Origin of the sequence: Microbacterium sp. W4I4 (assembly GCF_030816235.1) — a bacterium.
Taxonomy (GTDB): Bacteria; Actinomycetota; Actinomycetes; order Actinomycetales; family Microbacteriaceae; genus Microbacterium.
The window spans coordinates 1,161,913-1,181,902 of sequence record NZ_JAUSXT010000001.1 but is presented as its reverse complement, the minus strand read 5'-3'; the positions used below and the strand labels follow the sequence as shown (position 1 = coordinate 1,181,902).

At 66.6% G+C, this 19,990-nt stretch carries 24 protein-coding genes; 12 read left to right on the top strand and 12 right to left on the bottom strand.

The annotated features are described in order from the left end of the window. Positions 1–30: 30 nt before the first annotated feature. From QF046_RS05710 to QF046_RS05690, 5 genes are read right to left on the bottom strand one after another with little or no spacing between them, the layout of a single operon-like run. The gene (locus QF046_RS05710; RefSeq protein WP_307367136.1) at positions 31–1,356 is read right to left on the bottom strand and encodes a hypothetical protein; all 1,326 of its coding nucleotides are present in this window, start codon (positions 1,354–1,356) and stop codon (positions 31–33) included. Beyond that, positions 1,349–1,987, bottom strand: coding sequence for a hypothetical protein (locus QF046_RS05705; protein WP_307367134.1), 639 nt, complete (start codon positions 1,985–1,987; stop codon positions 1,349–1,351). The genes QF046_RS05710 and QF046_RS05705 overlap by 8 nt, the downstream gene beginning before the upstream one ends. After that, a complete protein-coding gene (locus QF046_RS05700; protein ID WP_307367132.1) occupies positions 1,987–3,198 on the bottom strand; it encodes a restriction endonuclease subunit S in 1,212 nt (403 codons plus the stop codon). The genes QF046_RS05705 and QF046_RS05700 overlap by 1 nt, the downstream gene beginning before the upstream one ends. Continuing rightward, on the bottom strand, positions 3,195–4,817 hold the full coding sequence (locus QF046_RS05695; RefSeq protein ID WP_307367130.1) for a class I SAM-dependent DNA methyltransferase: 1,623 nt from the start codon (positions 4,815–4,817) through the stop codon (positions 3,195–3,197). The genes QF046_RS05700 and QF046_RS05695 overlap by 4 nt, the downstream gene beginning before the upstream one ends. Then, positions 4,817–6,826 carry a hypothetical protein gene (locus tag QF046_RS05690; protein ID WP_307367128.1) on the bottom strand — a complete coding sequence of 670 codons (2,010 nt, stop codon included), beginning with the start codon at positions 6,824–6,826 and terminating at the stop codon, positions 4,817–4,819. Before QF046_RS05690 ends, QF046_RS05695 begins: the two co-directional genes overlap by 1 nt. Before the next feature lie 200 nt (positions 6,827–7,026). Here QF046_RS05690 and QF046_RS05685 point away from each other — a divergent pair, with 200 nt between their 5' ends. The 3 genes from QF046_RS05685 to QF046_RS05675 are packed head-to-tail and all read left to right on the top strand — an operon-like array spanning position 7,027 to position 8,882. Beyond that, on the top strand, positions 7,027–7,209 hold the full coding sequence (locus tag QF046_RS05685) for a hypothetical protein (protein ID WP_307367126.1): 183 nt from the start codon (positions 7,027–7,029) through the stop codon (positions 7,207–7,209). Between the two features lie 11 nt (positions 7,210–7,220). Then, entirely contained in the window at positions 7,221–7,772 is a 552-nt protein-coding gene (locus QF046_RS05680) for a hypothetical protein (RefSeq protein WP_307367124.1), read from the top strand. Positions 7,773–7,829: 57 nt separating this feature from the next. Then, positions 7,830–8,882, top strand: coding sequence for a TM2 domain-containing protein (locus tag QF046_RS05675; protein ID WP_307367122.1), 1,053 nt, complete (start codon positions 7,830–7,832; stop codon positions 8,880–8,882). Between the two features lie 152 nt (positions 8,883–9,034). Here QF046_RS05675 and fbaA read toward each other — a convergent pair whose 3' ends face one another. Next, positions 9,035–10,063, bottom strand: a complete 1,029-nt coding sequence (gene fbaA / locus QF046_RS05670) for a class II fructose-bisphosphate aldolase (protein WP_307367120.1) — start codon at positions 10,061–10,063, stop codon at positions 9,035–9,037. A gap of 184 nt (positions 10,064–10,247) precedes the next feature. On the opposite strand from fbaA, the gene glpX reads away from it, so the two are divergent. Both glpX and QF046_RS05660 read left to right on the top strand, forming a co-directional pair. After that, positions 10,248–11,234, top strand: coding sequence for a class II fructose-bisphosphatase (glpX, locus tag QF046_RS05665; RefSeq protein ID WP_307367118.1), 987 nt, complete (start codon positions 10,248–10,250; stop codon positions 11,232–11,234). A gap of 114 nt (positions 11,235–11,348) precedes the next feature. Then, complete coding sequence (locus tag QF046_RS05660) at positions 11,349–11,627, top strand: hypothetical protein (RefSeq protein ID WP_307367114.1); 279 nt, start codon at positions 11,349–11,351, stop codon at positions 11,625–11,627. 33 nt (positions 11,628–11,660) lie between these two features. Here the strand turns inward: QF046_RS05660 and QF046_RS05655 are convergent, their stop codons facing one another. Beyond that, on the bottom strand, positions 11,661–12,044 hold the full coding sequence (locus QF046_RS05655; protein WP_307367113.1) for an ankyrin repeat domain-containing protein: 384 nt from the start codon (positions 12,042–12,044) through the stop codon (positions 11,661–11,663). 58 nt (positions 12,045–12,102) lie between these two features. Beyond that, entirely contained in the window at positions 12,103–12,696 is a 594-nt protein-coding gene (locus tag QF046_RS05650; RefSeq protein ID WP_307367111.1) for a 3'-5' exonuclease, read from the bottom strand. A 60-nt stretch (positions 12,697–12,756) separates the two neighbouring features. On the opposite strand from QF046_RS05650, the gene QF046_RS05645 reads away from it, so the two are divergent. After that, entirely contained in the window at positions 12,757–13,500 is a 744-nt protein-coding gene (locus QF046_RS05645; protein ID WP_307367109.1) for a class I SAM-dependent methyltransferase, read from the top strand. Positions 13,501–13,505: 5 nt separating this feature from the next. Here the strand turns inward: QF046_RS05645 and QF046_RS05640 are convergent, their stop codons facing one another. Genes QF046_RS05640 through QF046_RS05625 form a run of 4 tightly spaced genes read right to left on the bottom strand, consistent with a single transcriptional unit; the run spans position 13,506 to position 16,637 of the window. Further along, positions 13,506–14,048 carry a hypothetical protein gene (locus QF046_RS05640; protein ID WP_307367107.1) on the bottom strand — a complete coding sequence of 181 codons (543 nt, stop codon included), beginning with the start codon at positions 14,046–14,048 and terminating at the stop codon, positions 13,506–13,508. Then, positions 14,045–15,817, bottom strand: coding sequence for an alpha/beta hydrolase (locus tag QF046_RS05635; protein WP_307367105.1), 1,773 nt, complete (start codon positions 15,815–15,817; stop codon positions 14,045–14,047). The genes QF046_RS05640 and QF046_RS05635 overlap by 4 nt, the downstream gene beginning before the upstream one ends. Continuing rightward, positions 15,814–16,116 (bottom strand): hypothetical protein, encoded by a 303-nt coding sequence (locus QF046_RS05630; protein ID WP_307367103.1) that lies wholly within the window; start codon positions 16,114–16,116, stop codon positions 15,814–15,816. Before QF046_RS05630 ends, QF046_RS05635 begins: the two co-directional genes overlap by 4 nt. Next, positions 16,113–16,637 carry a hypothetical protein gene (locus QF046_RS05625; protein WP_307367101.1) on the bottom strand — a complete coding sequence of 175 codons (525 nt, stop codon included), beginning with the start codon at positions 16,635–16,637 and terminating at the stop codon, positions 16,113–16,115. The genes QF046_RS05630 and QF046_RS05625 overlap by 4 nt, the downstream gene beginning before the upstream one ends. 100 nt (positions 16,638–16,737) lie before the next feature. Between QF046_RS05625 and QF046_RS05620 the strand changes: the two genes are divergently transcribed. From QF046_RS05620 to QF046_RS05595, 6 genes are read left to right on the top strand one after another with little or no spacing between them, the layout of a single operon-like run. Next, positions 16,738–17,409, top strand: coding sequence for a Type 1 glutamine amidotransferase-like domain-containing protein (locus tag QF046_RS05620; RefSeq protein ID WP_307367099.1), 672 nt, complete (start codon positions 16,738–16,740; stop codon positions 17,407–17,409). Positions 17,410–17,420: 11 nt separating this feature from the next. Next, positions 17,421–18,494 carry a redox-regulated ATPase YchF gene (ychF, locus tag QF046_RS05615; protein WP_307367097.1) on the top strand — a complete coding sequence of 358 codons (1,074 nt, stop codon included), beginning with the start codon at positions 17,421–17,423 and terminating at the stop codon, positions 18,492–18,494. A gap of 33 nt (positions 18,495–18,527) precedes the next feature. Beyond that, positions 18,528–18,809 carry a type II toxin-antitoxin system RelE/ParE family toxin gene (locus tag QF046_RS05610; protein WP_307367095.1) on the top strand — a complete coding sequence of 94 codons (282 nt, stop codon included), beginning with the start codon at positions 18,528–18,530 and terminating at the stop codon, positions 18,807–18,809. Beyond that, a complete protein-coding gene (locus tag QF046_RS05605; protein ID WP_307367093.1) occupies positions 18,796–19,098 on the top strand; it encodes a HigA family addiction module antitoxin in 303 nt (100 codons plus the stop codon). The genes QF046_RS05610 and QF046_RS05605 overlap by 14 nt, the downstream gene beginning before the upstream one ends. After that, entirely contained in the window at positions 19,095–19,634 is a 540-nt protein-coding gene (locus tag QF046_RS05600; RefSeq protein WP_307367091.1) for an isochorismatase family protein, read from the top strand. The genes QF046_RS05605 and QF046_RS05600 overlap by 4 nt, the downstream gene beginning before the upstream one ends. Before the next feature lie 19 nt (positions 19,635–19,653). Then, the gene (locus QF046_RS05595) at positions 19,654–19,974 is read left to right on the top strand and encodes a hypothetical protein (protein ID WP_307367089.1); all 321 of its coding nucleotides are present in this window, start codon (positions 19,654–19,656) and stop codon (positions 19,972–19,974) included. The last annotated feature ends 16 nt before the right edge of the window (positions 19,975–19,990 follow it).

Sequence of the window (19,990 nt, the reverse complement as noted above, 5' to 3'; positions counted from 1 at the left end):
GAAAAGATGCTTTAGCTTACTTCTTTGGAGTCATTTGGAAAGCTTCGGAGGGTCTGGGGTATGGCTCTCTTCCGCGTCCTCGAGGTTGCCGTGAGGTTCGGCATCCTTGCGCAGCAGACGCTCGCTGAGACTCGAGAGAAGCCTCCCGGTCCCGACTCGGGCATTGTCGAGCGTTTCGCCGGCGAAGCGGCCGACTGCTTCCGCGGTGTTGGCTCCGGCCTCGACGACGTCTTCACGCACGTCGTCGGCGGCTTCGATCCAGCGCCTCGCCTCGATGGCGTCGTGCACGTGTTCGATGCTGAGCCGGGTGTGGAAGTCGGTGACGTCGCCGGTGATCAGGTTGCTGCCGTGCACGACCTTGCGGGAGGAGTTGGGAGAGAGCAGCACCTTGCTGTTCGCTCGTGCAGCGGCGGCATCCAGACGTGCGATGAGCGACGCGGTCGTACGGGCTATGAGTGCTTTGCGGTTGTCGCGGGCCGCGCGCAGGCCGCGGCGGTGCCGCTCCACTTCACCCGGGTCGTCGGGGGATGCGTCGAGCACCCGATCGATCTCGAGCACGGCCGTTGCATCCTGCAGTTGGAAGCAGCGAGCGAGAACTGCCAGCCACTCCTGCACGGTGACCTCGGCCTTCTTCGTGAGGTCGGCGAGGTCGCCCATCTTCGCGGTGCGTTCGAGCCTCTCGGCCAGCGCATCCAGCTGTCGCAGCGCGTACGCCTGTGTGCTTGCGACGGTCGCTGTGGTGGCCTGCACCTTCGACCACGTGACGGCCGAGACGTACCCGACCTCTTCGCGGATCGTCATGGCCTCTTCGATGACGAACTCCACGCCGATCATGTCGGCGAGAGCCGCGTCCTTCTGCGCGCGCAGTACATCATCGACCTTCGCGTCGATCTTCGCGAGGTAGTCGATGATCTCGTCCATGGTCTGCTGCATGGCCAACTGCGCCATGATGCCGGCGGCGCCGGCCAGCAGTGCCGGATTGCTGAGCTTCGACCCAGGCGTACGGACGAACTCCAGGACGCCCTTGATCTTGCCGTTCTCGGTGACGATGGCTCGAGCGATCTTGTCGGAGGACCCCGCCATCGGTTCCAGCTCCTTGAGCCGCTTCGCCGAATCCTTGGTGAGCTTGATCCACCGGCCCGAGTTCTCGGCGACGTGAGAGCCGACTTGAGCGATGCCCGAAGCGGCGCTCAGCTTGGTCCCGATTTTCTGCAGCCCGAGTTCCCGGGACTCCAGGCCGCGCGACGTCAGGAACTGCTCGACCGCCAGTGGCGGGCCGATCACAGCGACGCCGTCACCGTCGCTGATCAGCTCGATCTCGTGGTCGTCGCTGAGGACGTCGACGTCGTCAGCCATTGTCGACCCCGGCGGGGTCTCCAGCGAACACGAAGTCGAGGGTGACCTTCGGGTCGATCGCGTGAATGATTCCGGTGTAGAAGGCGATGGCCTGTTCTCGGAGGGTCTGTTCGTTGTCTTCGATGTACTTCGCCTGCTGCTTACTGTCAAGCACTTTGTTGACCATGTCGATCTGTTTGATCTCGGGAGTGAAGACGCTCAGACCGCCGCTGTTGTCGGCGATGAGCTCGAACTTCACGTCACTGTGCCCGATGAAGATGAACTCCGGGATCGAGATGCGATAGGCGTCTTCGTCGACGTTCTCGATCTTCGTCTCCGCGCCGTCAAAGCCGAGCTTGGCCGTGAACTCGTACTGCAGGAAGGTCGCCCGCTCGCTGCCGAGGATGTCGAGGCCGAGGAACGGAACCTTGCTGTTCGCCTTCTTCGAGTCGATGCCCTGGATGCCGAGGCTGAGCAATGACACCTCCTCCGTCTGCGTGATCGAGGTGATCACCTGCGAACTGCTCTCTTCGGTTTCGGTGGCGAACAGGGAACCCAGCATCGGTGTCTTGACGGCGAGGAAGATCCCACCCCCGATCAGCAGCACAATAACGACAACCAGCGACGTTACGAGGATCCGGTTCTTGAGCATCAGAGACCTGCTTCTTCTGTGATTTTGGCGGCGTCCTTGACACGGAGTGCGCCGGACATGAGCTTGGGGAGCAGCGCGTCGCGCGCTGCCGCGAGGGCGCGGTTCTCGGCGAGTGTCGTGTCGGCGCTCTCGAGGAGCGGCGCAGCCACCTCATGGAAGGTAGCGCGCTCGACAGCGGACGACTCTTGTAGTCGCAGGAGCGGAATACTTCTGACGTTGAGCGCATTCATTACGCTCCCTGCGTCTGTCCGCTGTTCGATCTCGCGCCGTACCGCGGACGATAGCAACGCTGCGGCGATGAATGAGCCGGATTCGTCAGCATCTCGTGGTCGAATGCCCGTCATGTTTCTACCAAGCGCGGCGACGTAACCGACAGGGATTCTAGCGACTGCGCCGATCCTCCCAACGTTCGTGATTACAAAGTCCCAGGCGCGTGTCTCGAATCGTGCCGACCATCGGTCGTAATCCTGCTCCGCGATGGAGTAAGTCGTGGCGTCGTCAACAAGCCCATCGTCACGGATGTTATTGAGCTGCATCAGCATCCGACCGGCCGATACACGCTCCGGCTTCTTCGAGTGCAGACAATCGACGATCTCGGCTAGCGTGCCAAGCTCGATGTCCAGGCGGCGATCTCCAAACCGTTTCGTGAACTCGGCGCTCACCACCTCCAAGAGCAGTGTGACCTTCGTTACGTTGGCGGCGATCTTGTCGTCGAGAGCGCCCAGCACCTCGGCGATTGCCTGTTGCTCGGGGAGAGGTGGGAGGCGAAACTCAAACGCTAGGAAATCGTTGCGACTCAGATCGAGGTTGGTGGTGCCCGTGCCATGTGCTCTGCAATAGGCGCGGTAAGTCGGAGACTGCAGCAACCAATAGAGATACATCGCGTCAATGCACGGGTCGACGATCTGCAACCTGACGGTGTCTTGGGTCAAACGTCCGAGAGGGACCGTCGAAGGTACGCGAGATACCGCGCCGAGGAGCTCGGCTTTGTGCGTGACATCCTTAAGGGACAGATAGAGGTCGCCGGGACGAAGAAGGATCCGTTCAGGTGACGCTCCGCCGTACGTGCGCAGCGAAGAGCCGTTGAACCCGCCGTTGCGTGCGATCGTGCCAAGTCCAAGAAGATGGGGCCCAGGCTCGTCGAGAAGGGCGCTCTGGTAGGACTGGCCGCGGTGGAGCACAACCTTTCCTGCGAGAGTGGTGACGCTCACGACACCCTCCCCAGCTGCTCGCGCACGACGGCTGCCAGACGTTCTGACTCCTCGAACTGGGCGAACAGCTCGCCCTTCAGACGCTCGAGCTTCTGCTCGATGGGCTCGCCGTCGTCCTCTTCCTCGGGGGCGCCGACGTAGCGGCCCGGGGTGAGTGCGTAGTCGGCGGCCTTGATCTCGGCGAGGGTCGCGGAGTAGCTGAAGCCGGGGGTGTCGGTGTACTCGGGAGCGTCGGTCTCGATGCCGCGCCAGGCGTGGAAGGTGTGGGCGATCTTGGCGATGTCGTCGTCGGACAGGGCGCGCTCGGCGCGGTCGACCATGTGACCGAGGTTTCGGGCATCGATGAAGAGCACCTGGCCGGTGCGATCGACCGATCCGCCGGCGCCCGCCGTCTTGTCCTTCGCGAAGAACCAGACGCAGACCGGAATGCCCGTCGAGCGGAACAGCTGCGTCGGCAGGGCGACCATGCACGAGACCATGTCGGCCTCGACGATCTGCGCGCGGATCTGACCCTCGCCACCCGAGTTCGACGACATCGAGCCGTTCGCCATCACCACGCCGGCCGTGCCACCGGGCGCCAGCTTCGACAGGATGTGCTGGATCCACGCGTAGTTCGCATTGCCGGTAGGGGGCACTCCGTAGCGCCACCGCGGGTCGGACTCGTTGCGTGCCCAGTCCTTGATGTTGAACGGCGGGTTGGCCATCACGAAGTCGAACTCGACATCCGGGTGCAGATCGCGCGCGAAAGTGTCACCCCAACGAGGCCCGAGATTGCCGCTGAGCCCGTGGATGGCGAGGTTCATCTTCGCCATCCGCCAGGTGCGCTCGTTCAGCTCCTGACCGTACACAGAGATGTCCGATCCCTCGCCGTGATTGGTGTCGATGAACTTCTCGGCCTGCACGAACATGCCGCCCGACCCGCACGCCGGGTCGTACACCCGCCCGTGCGTCGGCTGCAGCAGCTCGACGAGCACGCGCACGACGCCGGCGGGCGTGTAGAACTCGCCGCCGCGCTTGCCCTCGGCCGCTGCGAACTTCTCCAGGAAGTACTCATACACCTCACCCAGCAGGTCGCGGGCACGCCGCCCGTCGCCGCCTGCCTGCCCCTGGCCGGCGAACCGGGCGGAGTTGAACAGATCCACGAGCTCGCCCAGCCGGCGCTGATCGATGTTGTCGCGGTTGAAGATGCGCGGCAGGGTGCCGGCCAGAGCCGGGTTCGCCTGCATCACCGCCTCCATCGCCTCATCGATCAGCAGGCCGATCGACTTCTCCGCCTCGCCCATCGCCGGGCCCAATCCTTTGGCGTTCTCGGCCAGGTAGCTCCACCGTGCGTTCGCGGGAACCCAGAACACGCCACGACCCGTGTACTCGTCGGTGTCGTCGATCAGCTCGGCGATCTGCTCGTCGTCATATCCATCCGCCGACAGTTCTGCGCGAATCTGCCCGCGCCGCTCATCGAAGGCATCCGACACGTACTTCAGGAACACCAGCCCGAGGATCACGTCCTTGTACTGCGACGCGTCCATCGACCCGCGCAGCTTGTCGGCTGCCTTCCAGAGCGTGTCCTTCAGCTCCTTCATCGTCGACGGTGCCGTATCGGCCTTGGTTCGTGCGGCCATCAGATGGTCCCTTCAGGTTCGGTCATCTCAGAAGTCATGTCGGGCTGGTCGCCGATCAGCGCGCCGGCGGCGACGGCATCCGTCACCAGTGCCTCGAGCGCACCCAGCTCTGCAGCGCGCCGTTCGGCGATGCGTCGAGCGGCGATGATGTCGGCCAGCGTCGTCTGCAAGGCGGCTTTCTGCCCGGCGGCAACCCGGCGCAGGCTCCACCGCCGCCAGGGGATCGGCTCGGCGTATGCGTTCACGTCGGCGGCGACCACCGCGGGAACGAGGGAGTCGTTGAGCAGACGCAGGATGCGCGCGGGGTACTCGACGACGCTGGAGCCGTCAGGATCCACCAGTGCCGCGGGTGTCGGCCCGGTGAGGACGATCACGTCGCCGGGCAGCGTCAACTCTGCGCGCGGGTGATCCAGTGCGACGCGGATCCGATCGACACGGCGGGCGGATGCCTCACCTGCGCGCACCTCGTCGCGGCCGATCACCGGGTAGCCGTCCTCGGCTGAGGTCTCATCGGCCTGCAGACGTGTTCCGCCGATCAGGCGAGCCTCGCGGGCTGCGACGGCATCCGCCAGCAGAACACTGCGCTCATGGCGTCTAGCCGGCGCCTGCAGCATGACGGTGAGTGACGGCTCGTCGAGCTCGACCAGCTTCTGATCCACCAGCGCAGACAGCTCGGCGGGCGAAGCCTGGCTGCGCGGGCGCTGCGGATGACTCGCCGCGACGAGTGACTCACCGCCGGCGAGAAGCGTGGACGTGCGGACGAACCGCACGAATCGGAACGCGTGCGACATCGCCTCGCGCACCGTGCCCAGCGAGACGGCGAGATCGCTCACGAGATCCTGCATCCGCGCTTCGGTCAGTGAGGCGCCTCGCAGATCTCCGACCACGGTGAAGCGGTCGGCCAATGCCGTGCCTCCCTGCGGCCCGCCGACCACCCAGACCGCCAGTGACTGCCGCGCTGCGGCGGGCACCAGACCGGCGGTCAGGCGAACGATGCCGCGCACCCGACCGGATCGCAGTGCGTATTCGCGCGAGGTCGCGGCCGGCCCGCTCAGCGCCTCGGTGAGAAGAGAGTCCGGACCCACGACCACCAGGCGCTGCGTGTCACTCAGATCGACGAGCAGCTCGTCGAGCTGGGCCAGTTCGGATTCGGGGGAGACCCCGCGCAGTCGCGCGATCCAGACCGCCGCGCGGCCGTGCTGCGGTGGCTCCGCGTCGAGCAGGGGTGCACGGCCATGGACCATGAGTCGACGCCGCAGGCGTCGCCCGGTCGGCGGCACGTGCAGATCCGCGTGGTCGCCGGCGAGATCTGCGGCGTCGGCGAACAGATCCCGAGCGCTGAGATCTGCTCCGGGGTCAGCGAGCACGACATCTTCGACATCCGTCAGTGAGAGAACGAGTCGGGCGATGAGCTCAGTGCCGACGGGGGAGAGGGCGCCGGCAGTGCCTTCGGCTCCGGATGTCGCCCGGCCCGACTGCAGCGCGCTCCAGGAGCCCACCGGCGAGTATGCGGCATCGATCGTCTGCTCGACGAAGGAGGCGAGCTCGCGGTCATCCGCCACAGCGAGTACTTCGGTGAGCAGCGCCTGGTCGCGCGGGTCGGCGCGACGTGCACGCTCGCGCAGATCGCCACCGGTCAGCGGCATCCCGTCGCACACGCGCAGGGCGAGCAGCGCCTCGATGGCGTCCTGCCGCTCTGCGCCGGCGGGCTCGACATCGTGCATCGCGTAGGCGGCGGCGTCAGCCGCGGCATCCGGGTTGTTCCCATGCGAGGTATCGACGAGCCAATCGGCCACCTCGCGAGCGTCGAAGTACTCCCGGCCTGCCCGTGCTTCGACGGCGGCGGGGAACGCGTTCGGACTGGAGCCGAATCTCGTGCGCCAGACGGAGACCACGGGCCGGCGGACCTTCGCCAGCGCGGCGATCTGAGGAAGCGAGATGAGCAGGCGCGGCTCAGGTGCCGTCGGGGTCTCCGAACGGCGCTTCATCGATGCGCTCGCGGTGCTCATACGGCGACTCTATGAGTGAATCGGCCGTCGAGCAAGCGTGCACCGATAAGGGGGATTATCAGCATCGCCTGCGCCACCTGCCGGATCGCGAGCCTAGCTTGTGGATGCGGCTGATACCCGCAGTGGTGGGCGGGTCGGTCGAGGGGACCAGCTGGGGGACCCGCTCACCTCCTCACACACGATGAATCAGGAGCGGGGACATGACGAACGAAGTGAACAGGGATGTCCCCGTGGCCTCGAAGCTCGAGCCGAACAGCACAGTTGCGATCGCGTCGTTGCGTGCCGGCGCACGGCTTCAGGGGACCTTGTACGGCGCCGTCGCGGCGCCGTCCCGAGCCCAACGGGAGTCCGTCGAGGGCGCTCCTCCCGCAGCATCCGAGTGAAAGAGAAGGCGATGTCAGAGAACAGTGAAGCAGCAGCCGGCGAATCCGCACCCGTGCCCTCACCGAAGAAGCGGGGGAGTACGAGGCTGGTCGTCGGCGTGATCGTGGGGGTGCTCGTCGTGGCAGGTGCGGTGACCCTCGTGTCCGTGCTCGCGCAACCTTCCGCGATCACACGAGCGGGCGAGGCCTGCTCGGGTTCGAAGCCCCTCGATGTGTTCCTCGAAAGTCTCCGCGAAACGTCGTCACCGCAGCCGACTGACCAGCCGACTGAATCGGACGAAACCGGTGCATTGGACGACGTGTTCGCCGGCGTCGTGTCGGTGGAGGACGACGGAACCACTCTGATCATCAACACCGCGCCGAAAGACGACGACCCGCTCGGGATGACCAGTCTCGCTCTGGAGTGCGTGTACGAGCAGCTCGATGTCCCGGCGCACATTCGCGAGCGCATCGGTGCCACCCGCAGCCTCGACGGACGACAAGACGGCACCTGGAGTGACTACACCGCCTCATGGAGCTACCACCCCGACTCCGGCGCGAACCTGATCGTCGTCCAAGAGTGACGCCGACCTCTTCAGTCCACCGACGCGAATCTCACATTCCAACGAAAGGAATCCATCATGTCCATCCCCACAGCCCCGGTGCCCGCGTATGCGGCACCTCCCATGCAGCCGGCACCGCCGGCCCCCGATGGGAAGTCGTTCCTCGTCACCTGGCTGCTCTCACTGCTCGTCGGCGTCTTCGGCGTCGACAGGTTCTTCCTCGGCAAGATCGGCACGGGCCTGCTGAAGCTGTTCACCCTCGGTGGACTCGGCGTCTGGTGGCTCGTGGATCTGATCATCATCCTCGCCGGTGCAGCGCGCGACAAGGCGGCGCGCCCTCTCGACGGCTACGACAAGACCAAACTCGTCGCGTGGATCGTGACGGCAGCGCTGGTGCTGGTCGGCGGGATCTCCGGCGTCGTCAACGGTGCTTCAGGAACGGGGGCGCCGGCAGCGACCGTCGAACAGACGCAGTCCGCGTCCGACCAAGGCAGCCCGGCCGATGACGCGGCGACAGAGGAGCCGCCGGTCGAACAGCCCGCAGAAAAGCCGGCTGAAGAGTCCGCTGCAGACAAGGCCGCATCGTGGGCGAACAGCGCCTGGGGCGATTTCGAACCGATCCAGAAATCGGGTACCGGCGACACGATCATCACTCTTCCCGAGGGAGCAACGGGCGGCATCGTGACCGCCACGCACAAGGGGACGAGGAACTTCGCCGTCAGCGTGCTCGATGCGAACAACGCATCCACGGCAGAGTTGCTCGTCAACACGATCGGCGCGTACAGCGGCACCACGGCCTGGGGCATCAGCGCCCTCGGCGAGGGAGTCCGCCTGCAGGTGACGGCCGACGGCGCCTGGACGTTCGACATTCGGCCGATGGGATCCGCACCCGTGCTCGCGACCAGCGGATCCGGTGACGCCGTCTTCCTCTACGCCGGTGCCGCTGGCGCCCTGACGGCGACGCACGACGGCTCGCGGAACTTCGTGGTGCAGGAGGAGACGGGGGAGGTGTTCAGCATCGGACTGCTGATCAACGACATCGGCGCATACAGCGGAACTGTGCCGCTCTCGTCGGGCCCGTCCGTGATCACCGTCACGGCGGATGGCAACTGGTCGCTCGCCGTGGGCTGACCTCGACTGAGACGACGGATGCCCCGGATCGCAATGATCCGGGGCATCCGCATGTCACCACATCCGACGAGACTTCTGTTTCAGCACGAGACATGACGGCAGGCGTGCCGTCTCATGCGGGAAGTGAAGTCTCGGCGGGAGACCACGCGTCGTCAGCTCTTGGACTGGCCGTACGAGCCGAGCTGGCGGGTCGACTCGACCACGCGGGCGGCCATGGCCGTCTCGGCGATCTTGCCCCAGGCGCGCGGGTCGTACTGCTTCTTGTTGCCGACCTCGCCGTCGACCTTCAGCACGCCGTCGTAGTTCTTGAACATGTAGTCGGCGATCGCACGCGTGTACGCGTACTGCGTGTCGGTGTCGATGTTCATCTTGATGACGCCATTGGCGACGGCCGTGGCGATCTCGGCATCCGACGAACCGGATCCGCCGTGGAAGACCAGGTCGAGCGGCTTCGCACCGGTGTTGTACTTCGCGGCGACCTGCTTCTGGATGTCGCCCAGCAGCTCGGGACGCAGCTTCACGCCACCCGGCTTGTACACGCCGTGCACGTTGCCGAAGGTGAGGGCGGCGATGTAGCGGCCCTGCTCGCCGAGGCCCAGAGCCTGCACGGCCTGGTCGACGTCGGCGAAGGTCGTGTAGAGGGCATCGTTCGAACCCTCGTGCTGCACGCCGTCCTCCTCGCCGCCGACGACGCCGATCTCCACCTCGAGGATGGCGTTGATCGCCTTCATGCGGGGGAGCAGCTCCTTGGCGATCTCGATGTTCTCCGCCAGGGGAACGGCCGAGCCGTCCCACATGTGCGACTGGAAGATCGGGTTGCGGCCGGCCTTGACCTCTTCCTCGGATGCCGAGATGAGCGGCTCGACGAAGCCGGCCAGCGCGTCCTTCGGGCAGTGGTCGGTGTGCAGTGCGACGGTCACGGGATAGTTCTTGGCGACCTCGGTGGCGAAGCGCGCGAACGCCAGGGCGCCGGTGGCGCGGGCCTTGACGGTGTGACCGGCGAAGTAGTCCGCACCGCCCGTGGTCACCTGGATGATGCCGTCGGAGCCGGCCTCGGTCAGGCCCTGCAGCACGGAGTTGATGGTCTGCGAGCTGGACACGTTGAAGGCGGGGTACGCGAAACCACCGGCCTTCGCGCGGTCGAGCATCTCTGCGTACTGTTCCGGAGTGGCGACGGGCATGAAATCTCCTGCTTCTGATGTGCGGGGGGTCATGGCCACTTTAGTCGCGCGGATGCTGCTTCTTCTCAGTCGTGTCGAGCCGCCGGACGACCATTCTTGAGATCCTGTCAAGAACCTCGTTTCCTTCATGTCGCAATCGAGAAAAGTCGCCGATTTCGACGAGTCGCGTCGTTAGGCTGACCGCATGGTGAGCCTCACAGCCGATCTCAGTCCCCTCCGCCCCGACCGGAACCTCGCGTTGGAGTTGGTGCGCGCCACGGAGGCGGCGGCCATCCGCGCGGTTCCCTTCATCGGTCGCGGGGCCAAGGAAGCCGCCGACGGAGCTGCGGTCGACGCGATGCGCGCGTTCCTCGGCACTGTCGACTTCCAGGGCCGCGTCGTGATCGGCGAGGGCGAGAAGGACAACGCGCCCATGCTCTTCAACGGCGAGGAGGTCGGCACGGGTCGCGGCCCCGAATGCGACATCGCCGTGGATCCCATCGACGGCACCTCGCTGACGGCGGCCGGCCGGCAGAACGCCCTGTCCGTGCTCGCCGTCTCCGACCGCGGCTCGATGCTCGACGCCTCCAGCGTCTTCTACATGGACAAGCTCGTCACCGGCCCCGCCGGCGTCGGGGTGGTCGACATCCGCCTCCCCATCGGCGAGAACATCCGCCGCCTGGCCGCCGCGCTCGACAAGCCCATCGACGAGATGGTGGTCTCCGTGCTGAACCGGCCGCGCCACGAGCAGCTGATCCAGGACATCCGGGATGCCGGTGCCGGCACGCGCCTGATGAGCGACGGCGACGTCGCCGGTGGAATCAACGCCGCACGTCACGGCGCCCGCACGGACATGTGCGTCGGCGTCGGCGGCAGCCCGGAGGGCATCGTCACCGCCTGCGCCATCAAGGCGCTCGGCGGTCACATCCAGGGCATCCTGTGGCCGCGCGATGACGAGGAGCGCCAGCGCGGCATCGACGCGGGCCTCGAGATGGACAAGGTCTACGAGGCCGACGACCTGGTCAGCGGAAACAACACGATCTTCGTCGCGACCGGCGTGACCGACGGGCAGCTCGTCCGCGGCGTGCGCCGCGAGGGCGGCTACCTCTACACCGAGAGCGTCGTGCTGCGCAGCGCGTCGGGCACCCTGCGGCGGATCGTGTCGGATCACCTCGTATCGAAGTGGCTCTGACCCCGTCTGAGTCATTGCACGCGGCGCTTACCGCGATTCCCAGACTGCCCTGGCAGAATGTAGCCGTATCCGCGCGCGCCTGCGCCGGCACGGTCATGGATGGGAGAGCTCGGGATGTCAACGCACGCGCAGTCTGAGTCGCAGAGCGGGGCCCCGCAGATCACCACGAAGACCGGTCGCATCGTGCGGGTCACCGAGGAGCAGCTCGCCGAAGCCGTCGCTGCGAAGACTGCGGCCAGTGCCTTCCCCGACCCCGCACGCCGCAAGGACGTGCTCTTCCGCGTGCGCCGCGATGAGGGACACGAGATCAGCTCCTGGTGGATGGTCGGTGCGTTCGTACTGACCTCGGGCATCGTGATCGCCCTGCTGTCGGGCGTTCCCGGCGGCGCCTGAGCGCAGCTCTGCACGTCACGCGGCTCGCCGACGTCAGTAGGAGTCGAGCACCGCGCGCATGTCCGCCATCTGGAACTGATCCGCGACCTCGCGGGCAGTGTGGGCACCGGCATCCTGATCGGCCCCGGCATCCAGCAGCATCCGCAGCAGCGACTCGTTGCGACGGAAGACCGCGCACGACACGGCCGTCTGTCCGTTGGCGTTCACCGCATCCTTGTCCGCGCCCCGGCGCAGCAGGTCGGTGACCACCTCGCCCTGCTCCGCGTACGTCGCGACGATGAGCAGCGTGTCTCCCCGTGCATTGCGCACATCGATCGGCACTCCGGCCTCGATCATCTCGCCCAGAGGGCCGACGCGCCCCTGGCGCGCCAGATCGAAGGTTCCCTCGATGACTTCACTGCTGAGTTCATTCGTCACCTGACCATTGTCCATGGCCGGGTGCGCTTCGGTGGCAGAGACCTCAGTGATCGCCGCGTCAGGCGACGGCGCGCTCAAGCGTGGAGGCCAGGGGCGCGGTCAGCCGGATGCCGAGGGCTGCACCCAGAGCATCCACGTCAGAGACGGCGGCACGCCGTGCGGCGTCGATGATGATCTGTGCGCACGCGCGAGCATCCGCCAGCGCATCGTGGTGCGGGAAGTCGCCGAAACCCGCCGCGGCCGCAGCCTTGGGCAGACGGTACGAGTCGAGCTCGTAGGTCTTGCGTGCGACGGCCAGCGAGCACAGCGAACGGTACGGCGGGACCTCGACCCCGGTGACCTCGCAGGCGCGGCTGAGCACGGTCAGATCGAACCTGGCGCTGTGGGCGACGAGCACGTCGCCCCCCGCGAACGCGCACAGCCGGTCGATCTGGTCTTCCCAGGTGGCCGCACGCGCGACGTCCTCGGCGTACAGGCCGTGGATCTTCGTGTTCCACTCGTTGAAGTGGTCATGACCCGCCGGCGGGCGGATGAGCCAGCCCGTCTGGGCGACGACCTCGCCGTCGCGCACGCGGACGAGTCCGACGGAGCAGGCCGAGGCGGGGCTGGAGTTCGCCGTCTCGAAGTCGATTGCGGTGAAGTCCAATGGCACGCACCCACTCTCCCTCCGGCGCCGATCCGGGCACGCGAGGCTCGCCGTAGGCTGAAGAACATGAGCGATGCGCGAGCGACATCCTTCGGGGCCGAAGCGGACACGTACGAGGCGGCACGGCCGGACTATCCCTTCGACGCAGTGGCGTGGATGCTGGAGAGGCTGGCTCCCGGCGCCCGCCGCGTCGCGGACGTCGGAGCGGGCACGGGAAAGCTGACCCGGGTGCTCGCGCAGGCTCCGGATGCCGAGGTCGTCGCGATCGATCCCGACCCGGCCATGCTCGCCAAGCTGCGGGAGACCGTGCCGGGGGTGCCCACGTTCGTGGGGACCGCGGAGGCGCTGCCGCTGCCGGATGCGAGCGTGGACGCCCTTGTGCTGGGCCAGGCATGGCACTGGGTCGATCCTGTCGCCGGCTCCGCGGAGGTGGGGCGCGTGATCCGTCCGGGCGGCACGCTCGGTCTCATCTGGAACACGCGCGACAACCGGGTCGACTGGGTGCGGAGACTGACCGAGATCATGCGCGCCAGCGCGGCCGAGGAGCTGCTGGATGGCGCAGGCCCTCCTGTGGCGGAACCGTTCGGCGAGCTCGAGATGCAGCGGTGGGAGTGGGTGCGCCCGATGACGCGCGCGCACCTGCATCGGATGGCCGATTCACGAAGTCACCTGATCACGGCATCCGCTGAGGTCAGAGCCACGATCCATGCGGGAATGGACGAGCTCTTCGACGACCTCGGCGTGGGGGCCGAGGCGACGATCGATCTTCCCTACGTGACCCGGGCGTTCCGGGCGACGCGACCCGCCTGAGAAGGTCAGGAGCGGGGGAGGATGTCCTTGTCGAGGTCCTGGAAATCGACGAATGAGCTGCCGTCCGGGATCCGAACGCAGGGGTCGGCTATGCGGAGTCCGAATTCCATCTCGTCCGCCGCATAGCTCTTGCCGCCGGACGAGAAGCCGCCGGTCTTGACGTCGAGTGTGACATCGTCGCGCGTGAATCGGCCCGAAGGATGCTCGCCGCCGAGCTTGTGACCGCTGTCCTGCCAGCCCGTCGCCTTCAGCTGCGCGGCGACGACGTCGAAGGCGCCCCGCAGGTCGTCACCGATCTTCACCTGGGCGCCCGCCGTGTACGAGACCCCGGGAACCGGTTGGCTCTGGCACACATCGACCGCTCCGCGGGCCTTCGCGTCGGAGAATCCCGCAATGCTGACCGCCTCGAGCAGGTCCTGTGCTGCGGCATCCAGCACTGCTGCGCGGTGCTCGAGCTCGGCACGAGGGTCTGCCGGCACTGACGAGCATCCCGTGAGTGAGGCTGCGAGAACGCCGACGACGACAGCGGTCAACAGTGCGAGCCTCATTCGTCTCCTCTTCCGGTGTCGGATCGTCCGAACTCGTTGGATGTGGGCGTGCGATCCTTCTCCGGGTCGACCGCCGCCCGCCACCACGGGTCGTACGACTGCTCGGCCGAGTTGATGTCCGTGCCATGCCCATCCACGATCCGCCCCAGGTTGTAGAGCGACTCGCTGTCACGATCGTAGTAGCGGCCATGGTCATCCGTGTTCCGTCCGTCACCGCGGAACACCGATTCGGCCTCGAAGCGCTGGGCTCCGAAATCCTCGGACGAGGGGTCGACGCCGAGCCCGCCCTCGATCCAGTCCTTGCGCGCCCAGCCCTCGTCTCCGAGGAACGCGACGAGGTCCCGGCTGTTGCGTCCGTCGTACACATGATCGGCGCCGACGCTGAAATCGGATGCGTGGTCCGCCGGGCCGGCGCCGGGGCTGCCGATCAGAGCGACATCGTCGACGTCCAGATCGAACTTCGCCGCGGCGTACGAGGTGGTCGTGGAGCCGTAGCTGTGGCCGATCGCCGTCATATGGGCCCGGTCGTCAGGGCGTGAGGCGCGCAGGCCGTCGACTGCAGTCGCCAGGCGCTCGCCACCGTCCTCCGCTCGGCCTTCCGACAGGGTGGCCGGGTCGTACCAATCATGGGGCGCGTCATATCCCAGCCAGAACATCGTCGCCACACTGGACCCGTCCCCGCTGTACCGGGCGCTCTCATAGAGGCGGGCAGCCTCTCTCGTGTAGTTCGGAACGCTCGTCATGTCGGTGCGGATACCCGGCGTCTGGATCGAGACGTCGTCCGCTGTGTCGAGGTCGCCCAGCGCGACCGCCACGCGGCCGTCGCCCCCGAACGCGTCCGGGTCGTAGAGCCAGAGCTGGCCGCCCGGTCTGTCGTCCGTGCCCGGCACCGTGTAGCCGTCGGCATATGTCAGGGCCTGCTGCGTGGCGCGAGCGTTGGTCAGCCGCTTCTCCTCATCAGGCGTCAGAGCTCCCTCGCGCTCCTTCATCTCCAGGTCGGCGAGGTCGGACTCGAGCAGAAGGCGGTTGGCCCTGTCGCGCGCCGACGCGGGCAGCCCGTCGGCGCTGCCGAGCTGATCGGGGTACGCCGCGATGAGTGCGTCCTGCTCCGCTTCGGAGAGCCCGTTCCACCACGTGTTCATCGCCTCCGGACCGGCGGATGCCGGGGGCCTTCCGACGATCGCCGCGATGGCCAGTGCACTGGCGCCTCCGTCGGGCGCGCTCGCCTCGGAGGCGGTGTCGGCACCGGCGAACAGCTGCACCAGGAAGTCTTCGTTCTCGGTCGTCCGCGTGAGGAGGCCGGAGATGTCTGTGCTGATGGCGGAGCGTTGAGCTGTCAGAACGCGGGCGCGCTCCTGGAGGGCGGCGACCTCCGATTCGGTGACGTCGCCGGCATCGTTCACCGACGCGATGAGGTCCACCCGATCCCGGTCGTACACCCGGATGTCGCCGATGATGTCGGTGTGCTCGCTCTGCAGGGTCCGCAGTCGCTCGGCGAACACGTCGACGCCCTGTGCCACGCGCTTGAGCGTCTCGCCCATCGGCTGGTGGGCTCGCGCGAAGCGCTTGGCGTGGTCGCCGTAGGCATCCGCCGCCTTGCCCTCCCAGTACCACTTCGAGCCGGCGAGCTGCTCGGCCTCCTCGCTGAACTCGGTCAGCCTCACGGCGCCGTTCAACAGCGAGGTGGACAGCGACTCCGCTCCCGTCGGATCTCCGTCGGGAGCCTCGATCGGGTCGATGGGTGCGGGGATCGGGATCGTCGTGGTCATTGCGGGTCGCCCTTCAGGGCGGCCATGCGGCGGGCGATCTCCGCATCGACGTCCTCGTAGGACCTGCCGGTGGAGCGCAGCTCATCTGCGTACACCTCGGAGGCGACCTTGGCCTCGAGCGCGATCTCCTCCCACGCGCTCAGGAACGTCCTGGCCGCGCCGCGAGCGACCGCGGGAAGGCCTGCGGTCGATGCGGCGGAGATCTCCTTGCCCAGCGTGGTCATCTGCGCGGCCTGCGAGTCCCACCGCCTGCCGAGCTCATTCGGCATCGCCGGGTTGTAGAGCAGCCCGTCGGTCATGCTGCCGCTCCGGTCATCTCCTGGGCGCGGCGGATGCCGAGCGGCAGCCCTGTCGAGGTGAGGCGAAGGAACAGTCTGCGCTGCAGCGGCGCGTAGCCGAACAGCAGGGCCTCGTCGCCCAGCTCGCCGGGCCGGTCCGCGGTGAGCCGCGGCATGCCTGTCGGCGGGATGAATACATGCCAGTCGTCGGCGCTCAGTCGATCGGCGGCATCACGCAGATGACCGATGCCTGTGGTGTCGGCGACGTCGTCGAGGGTGAGTGTGATCGAGTGCCGCACCGAGTCGGCGGTCGGTCCGGGGATCCACATGGCTTCCGGTCTCGGCATCCCGTGTCCGACGAGACTCGCCCACAGCTCGTCCGCGTCGGCGAGCTGCATCCGGGCGAAGGGTGCGGGGTCCCGAGACGGCAATCCCGACTCTGAAGGGTTGGCTGGCTCCGGAGGCAGCAGCACGATGTCGAGATCCGGATGCCGTCGGCGCACCTCGGACCAGAACGGATCGCCGTCGATCTGATCGGACATGCGGGCTCCTCTGCTCGGTCAGCCCCATGTTAGGTGTGCACGCATCTCAGAGACGAGGGGACAACTGCCCATCAGTCGAGGGCGGTCGTATCCTGGCCGCATGAGACTTCTGCTCACCTCGGGCGGCGTGACGAACGCCAGCATCCGATCCGCGTTGATCGAGCTGCTGGGCAAGCCGATCGAGGAATCGACCGCGCTGCTCATCCCGACGGCCCAGTACGGGCATCCGATGTGCACTCCTGATGTGACCTTCAATTCGATCACCAGGCCGGGCTCCATGGCCGCGCTCGGCTGGATGTCGGTGGGGCTGCTCGAGCTCACCGCGCTGCCGTCGATGACGGGGGAGCGGTGGATCCCCTGGGTCGAGGATGCCGACGCGCTTCTCGTCGACGGCGGGGATGCGATGTACCTCGCGCACTGGATCCGCCGGTCGGGCCTGGGGGCGCTGCTGCCGAGTCTGGAGCGGACCGTGTGGGTGGGAGTCAGCGCGGGCAGCATGGTGATGACACCGGGGATCGGCGAGGAGTTCGAGCATTGGACGTCGCCGGAGGTGGGAGAGGGCACGCTCGGCATCGTGGACTTCTCGATCTTCCCGCACCTCGACTACCCCGATTTTCCCGAGAACACCATGGCGGATGCCGAGCGCTGGGCCGAGCACATCGATGGCCCCGCCTACGCGATCGACGATCAGACGGCGATCCGCGTCGTGGGCGACGACGTCGATGTGATCTCGGAGGGGTACTGGAGAAGGCTGGATCAGAGCCCCCGGTAGACTGGACTCCCGTGGCCCTTACCATCGGAATCGTGGGACTGCCGAATGTCGGCAAGTCGACCCTCTTCAACGCACTGACCAAGAACAACGTGCTCGCGGCGAACTACCCGTTCGCGACAATCGAGCCGAACGTCGGCGTCGTCAACCTGCCCGATGCGCGGCTCGGCGTGCTTGCCGGAATCTTCGGCAGCGAGCGCCTTCTGCCTGCGGCCGTGTCCTTCGTTGACATCGCCGGCATCGTGCGCGGCGCGAGCGAGGGGGAGGGGCTGGGCAACCAGTTCCTCGCGAACATCCGAGAGGCGGATGCCATCGCACAGGTGGTGCGCGGCTTCGCCGATGACGACGTGGTTCACGTCGAAGGCGAGATCAACCCCCAGAGCGATCTGGAGACCATCAACGCCGAGCTGATGCTCGCCGATCTGCAGACCGTCGAGAAGGCCATTCCCCGTCTCGAGAAGGAAGTGCGCGGCAAGAAGGCCGATCCTTCCGTGCTCGAAGCGGCGAACGCAGCCAAGGATGCCCTGGAGCGCGGCGTGCTGCTGTCGGTCTCCGGGCTGGATCTCGCACCGATCAAGGAGCTGGGTCTGCTCACCTCCAAGCCGGTGATCTTCGTCTTCAACGTCGACGAGGCCGTTCTGACGGATGCTGCGCGCAAGGCCGAGCTGGAGGCCCTCGTCGCTCCGGCGAAGGCCATCTTCCTCGACGCGAAGATCGAGTCGGAGCTCATCGACCTCGACCCCGAGGATGCCGCCGAGCTGCTGGCATCCACCGGACAGGACGAGTCGGGGCTCGACCAGCTCGCCCGCATCGGCTTCGACACCCTCGGGCTGCAGACGTATCTGACCGCCGGACCCAAGGAAGCACGCGCCTGGACGATCGGCAAGGGCTGGAAGGCCCCGCAGGCCGCAGGCGTGATCCACACCGACTTCGAGAAGGGCTTCATCAAGGCCGAGGTCATCTCGTTCGAGGACCTGGTCGCGACCGGCTCCATCGCCGAGGCCCGCGCCAAGGGCAAGGCTCGCCTTGAGGGCAAGGACTACGTCATGCAGGACGGCGACGTGGTGGAGTTCCGGTTTAACGTCTAGCGTTAATGACGGATTGCGTTATACACTGGTTCAGTGATCAGATCGTTCGGCAACAAAGACACCGAGCGGTTGTGGCGTCGTGAGCGAGTGCCCTCCCTGGATCCCCGGATCCTGCGGGTGGCACTGCGCAAGCTTCGTCAGGTGGGATCGGCTGAGGTGCTTGAGGACCTCCGCGTTCCGCCCGGCAACCGGCTCGAGGGTCTCAAGGGCGACCGAGCCGGTCAGCACAGCATCCGGATCAATGACCAGTGGCGAATCTGTTTCAGATGGACAGACGCCGGACCAGAGGAGGTGGAGATCGTTGACTACCACTGACAGGATCGAGCCGATCCACCCGGGTGAGGTCCTCATGGAGGACTTCATCGAGGGCTTCGGCATCACGCAGAACAAGCTCGCCGTGTCCATCGGAGTGCCGCCGCGGCGGATCAACGAGATCGTGCACGGCAAGCGAGGCATCACGGCGGACACCGCACTACGTCTCGCGAAGTACTTCGGCACCTCGGCCGAGTTCTGGATCAATCTGCAGAGCCATTACGAGCTCGACCGCGCAGAAGACGTCGCGGGTGAGCAGATCTCGACGATCACACCGTTGAAGGTCGCATGATGACCGCAGCGGAGCAGTCCGTCGTCGTGATCGTCGACATGCAGCAGGGTGTGGTGCCGGGATGCTTTGATGCCGACGGTGTCGCGAACCGAGCCGCGGCGCTTGTCGACCGGGCGCGGGTGCAGTCCGTGCCCGTCGTATGGGTGATGCATGATCCGGTAGGTGTAGGTACTCCCGCATGGGACCTCGTAGCACCGCTGAAATGGATCGATGGCGAAGCGGTCGTGAGGAAGAACTATCGCGACTCGTTCGCTGAGACGTCTCTGAGGGAGACGCTCGATCAGTTGGGGGCGACTCGCCTGGTTGTGGCTGGGGCGCAATCGGACTACTGCATCAGAACGACGACTCAGCGTGCCGCAATCGAGGGATACGACGTCACTCTTGTGGGCGACGCGCACACGACCGAGGATGCCGAGTGGGGTGGCGTGGCTGTCACTGGGGCTCAGATCGTTGCACACACGAACATGTACTTCGCGGGCTTGCGATATCCAGGGCAGCGGTTTGCCGTTGCGGCGCACTCCGACGTCGAATTGTGAGGTTGCTCTGTGCCGGAACGTGGTGGAGTTCCGCTTCAACGTGTGGCGGTCGATGATGGCTCGCTGGCAGTCCCGCCTCGATGACGTGCACCGTGCAGTGGCGGAGTTGCGCGATGCGTGCGCGGCGGACGGCGACACGCAGCGACGGTCGACCGCTGACTGGCTCGAGGGCTTGTTCGCAGACATCGCGGATGCCGAAGCGCTACGGCGGTGCGCGAGGCAGGCGCTCGCGCTCTACAGTGGCGGCATGGGCTCCTTCCGCGACGTCGGTTCGGCGAAGATGGCCGCGGCGGTGGACACACTGCATTCCGCGTTGCGTGCTGCTGCGGGGCGCCGCTGACCGTCAGGCTCGCTGC

Coding starts and splice junctions, on each gene's coding strand:
- QF046_RS05640 (WP_307367107.1), bottom strand. CDS start 14,048: ATGAGGCTCGCACTGTTGACCGCTGTCGTCGTCGGCGTTCTCGCAGCC.
- fbaA (WP_307367120.1), bottom strand. CDS start 10,063: ATGCCCGTCGCCACTCCGGAACAGTACGCAGAGATGCTCGACCGCGCG.
- QF046_RS05690 (WP_307367128.1), bottom strand. CDS start 6,826: ATGAGCACCGCGAGCGCATCGATGAAGCGCCGTTCGGAGACCCCGACG.
- QF046_RS05680 (WP_307367124.1), top strand. CDS start 7,221: ATGTCAGAGAACAGTGAAGCAGCAGCCGGCGAATCCGCACCCGTGCCC.
- QF046_RS05645 (WP_307367109.1), top strand. CDS start 12,757: ATGAGCGATGCGCGAGCGACATCCTTCGGGGCCGAAGCGGACACGTAC.
- QF046_RS05675 (WP_307367122.1), top strand. CDS start 7,830: ATGTCCATCCCCACAGCCCCGGTGCCCGCGTATGCGGCACCTCCCATG.
- QF046_RS05625 (WP_307367101.1), bottom strand. CDS start 16,637: ATGTCCGATCAGATCGACGGCGATCCGTTCTGGTCCGAGGTGCGCCGA.
- QF046_RS05620 (WP_307367099.1), top strand. CDS start 16,738: ATGAGACTTCTGCTCACCTCGGGCGGCGTGACGAACGCCAGCATCCGA.
- QF046_RS05695 (WP_307367130.1), bottom strand. CDS start 4,817: ATGGCCGCACGAACCAAGGCCGATACGGCACCGTCGACGATGAAGGAG.
- QF046_RS05710 (WP_307367136.1), bottom strand. CDS start 1,356: ATGGCTGACGACGTCGACGTCCTCAGCGACGACCACGAGATCGAGCTG.
- QF046_RS05685 (WP_307367126.1), top strand. CDS start 7,027: ATGACGAACGAAGTGAACAGGGATGTCCCCGTGGCCTCGAAGCTCGAG.
- QF046_RS05660 (WP_307367114.1), top strand. CDS start 11,349: ATGTCAACGCACGCGCAGTCTGAGTCGCAGAGCGGGGCCCCGCAGATC.
- QF046_RS05600 (WP_307367091.1), top strand. CDS start 19,095: ATGATGACCGCAGCGGAGCAGTCCGTCGTCGTGATCGTCGACATGCAG.
- QF046_RS05635 (WP_307367105.1), bottom strand. CDS start 15,817: ATGACCACGACGATCCCGATCCCCGCACCCATCGACCCGATCGAGGCT.
- QF046_RS05705 (WP_307367134.1), bottom strand. CDS start 1,987: ATGCTCAAGAACCGGATCCTCGTAACGTCGCTGGTTGTCGTTATTGTG.
- glpX (WP_307367118.1), top strand. CDS start 10,248: ATGGTGAGCCTCACAGCCGATCTCAGTCCCCTCCGCCCCGACCGGAAC.
- QF046_RS05630 (WP_307367103.1), bottom strand. CDS start 16,116: ATGACCGACGGGCTGCTCTACAACCCGGCGATGCCGAATGAGCTCGGC.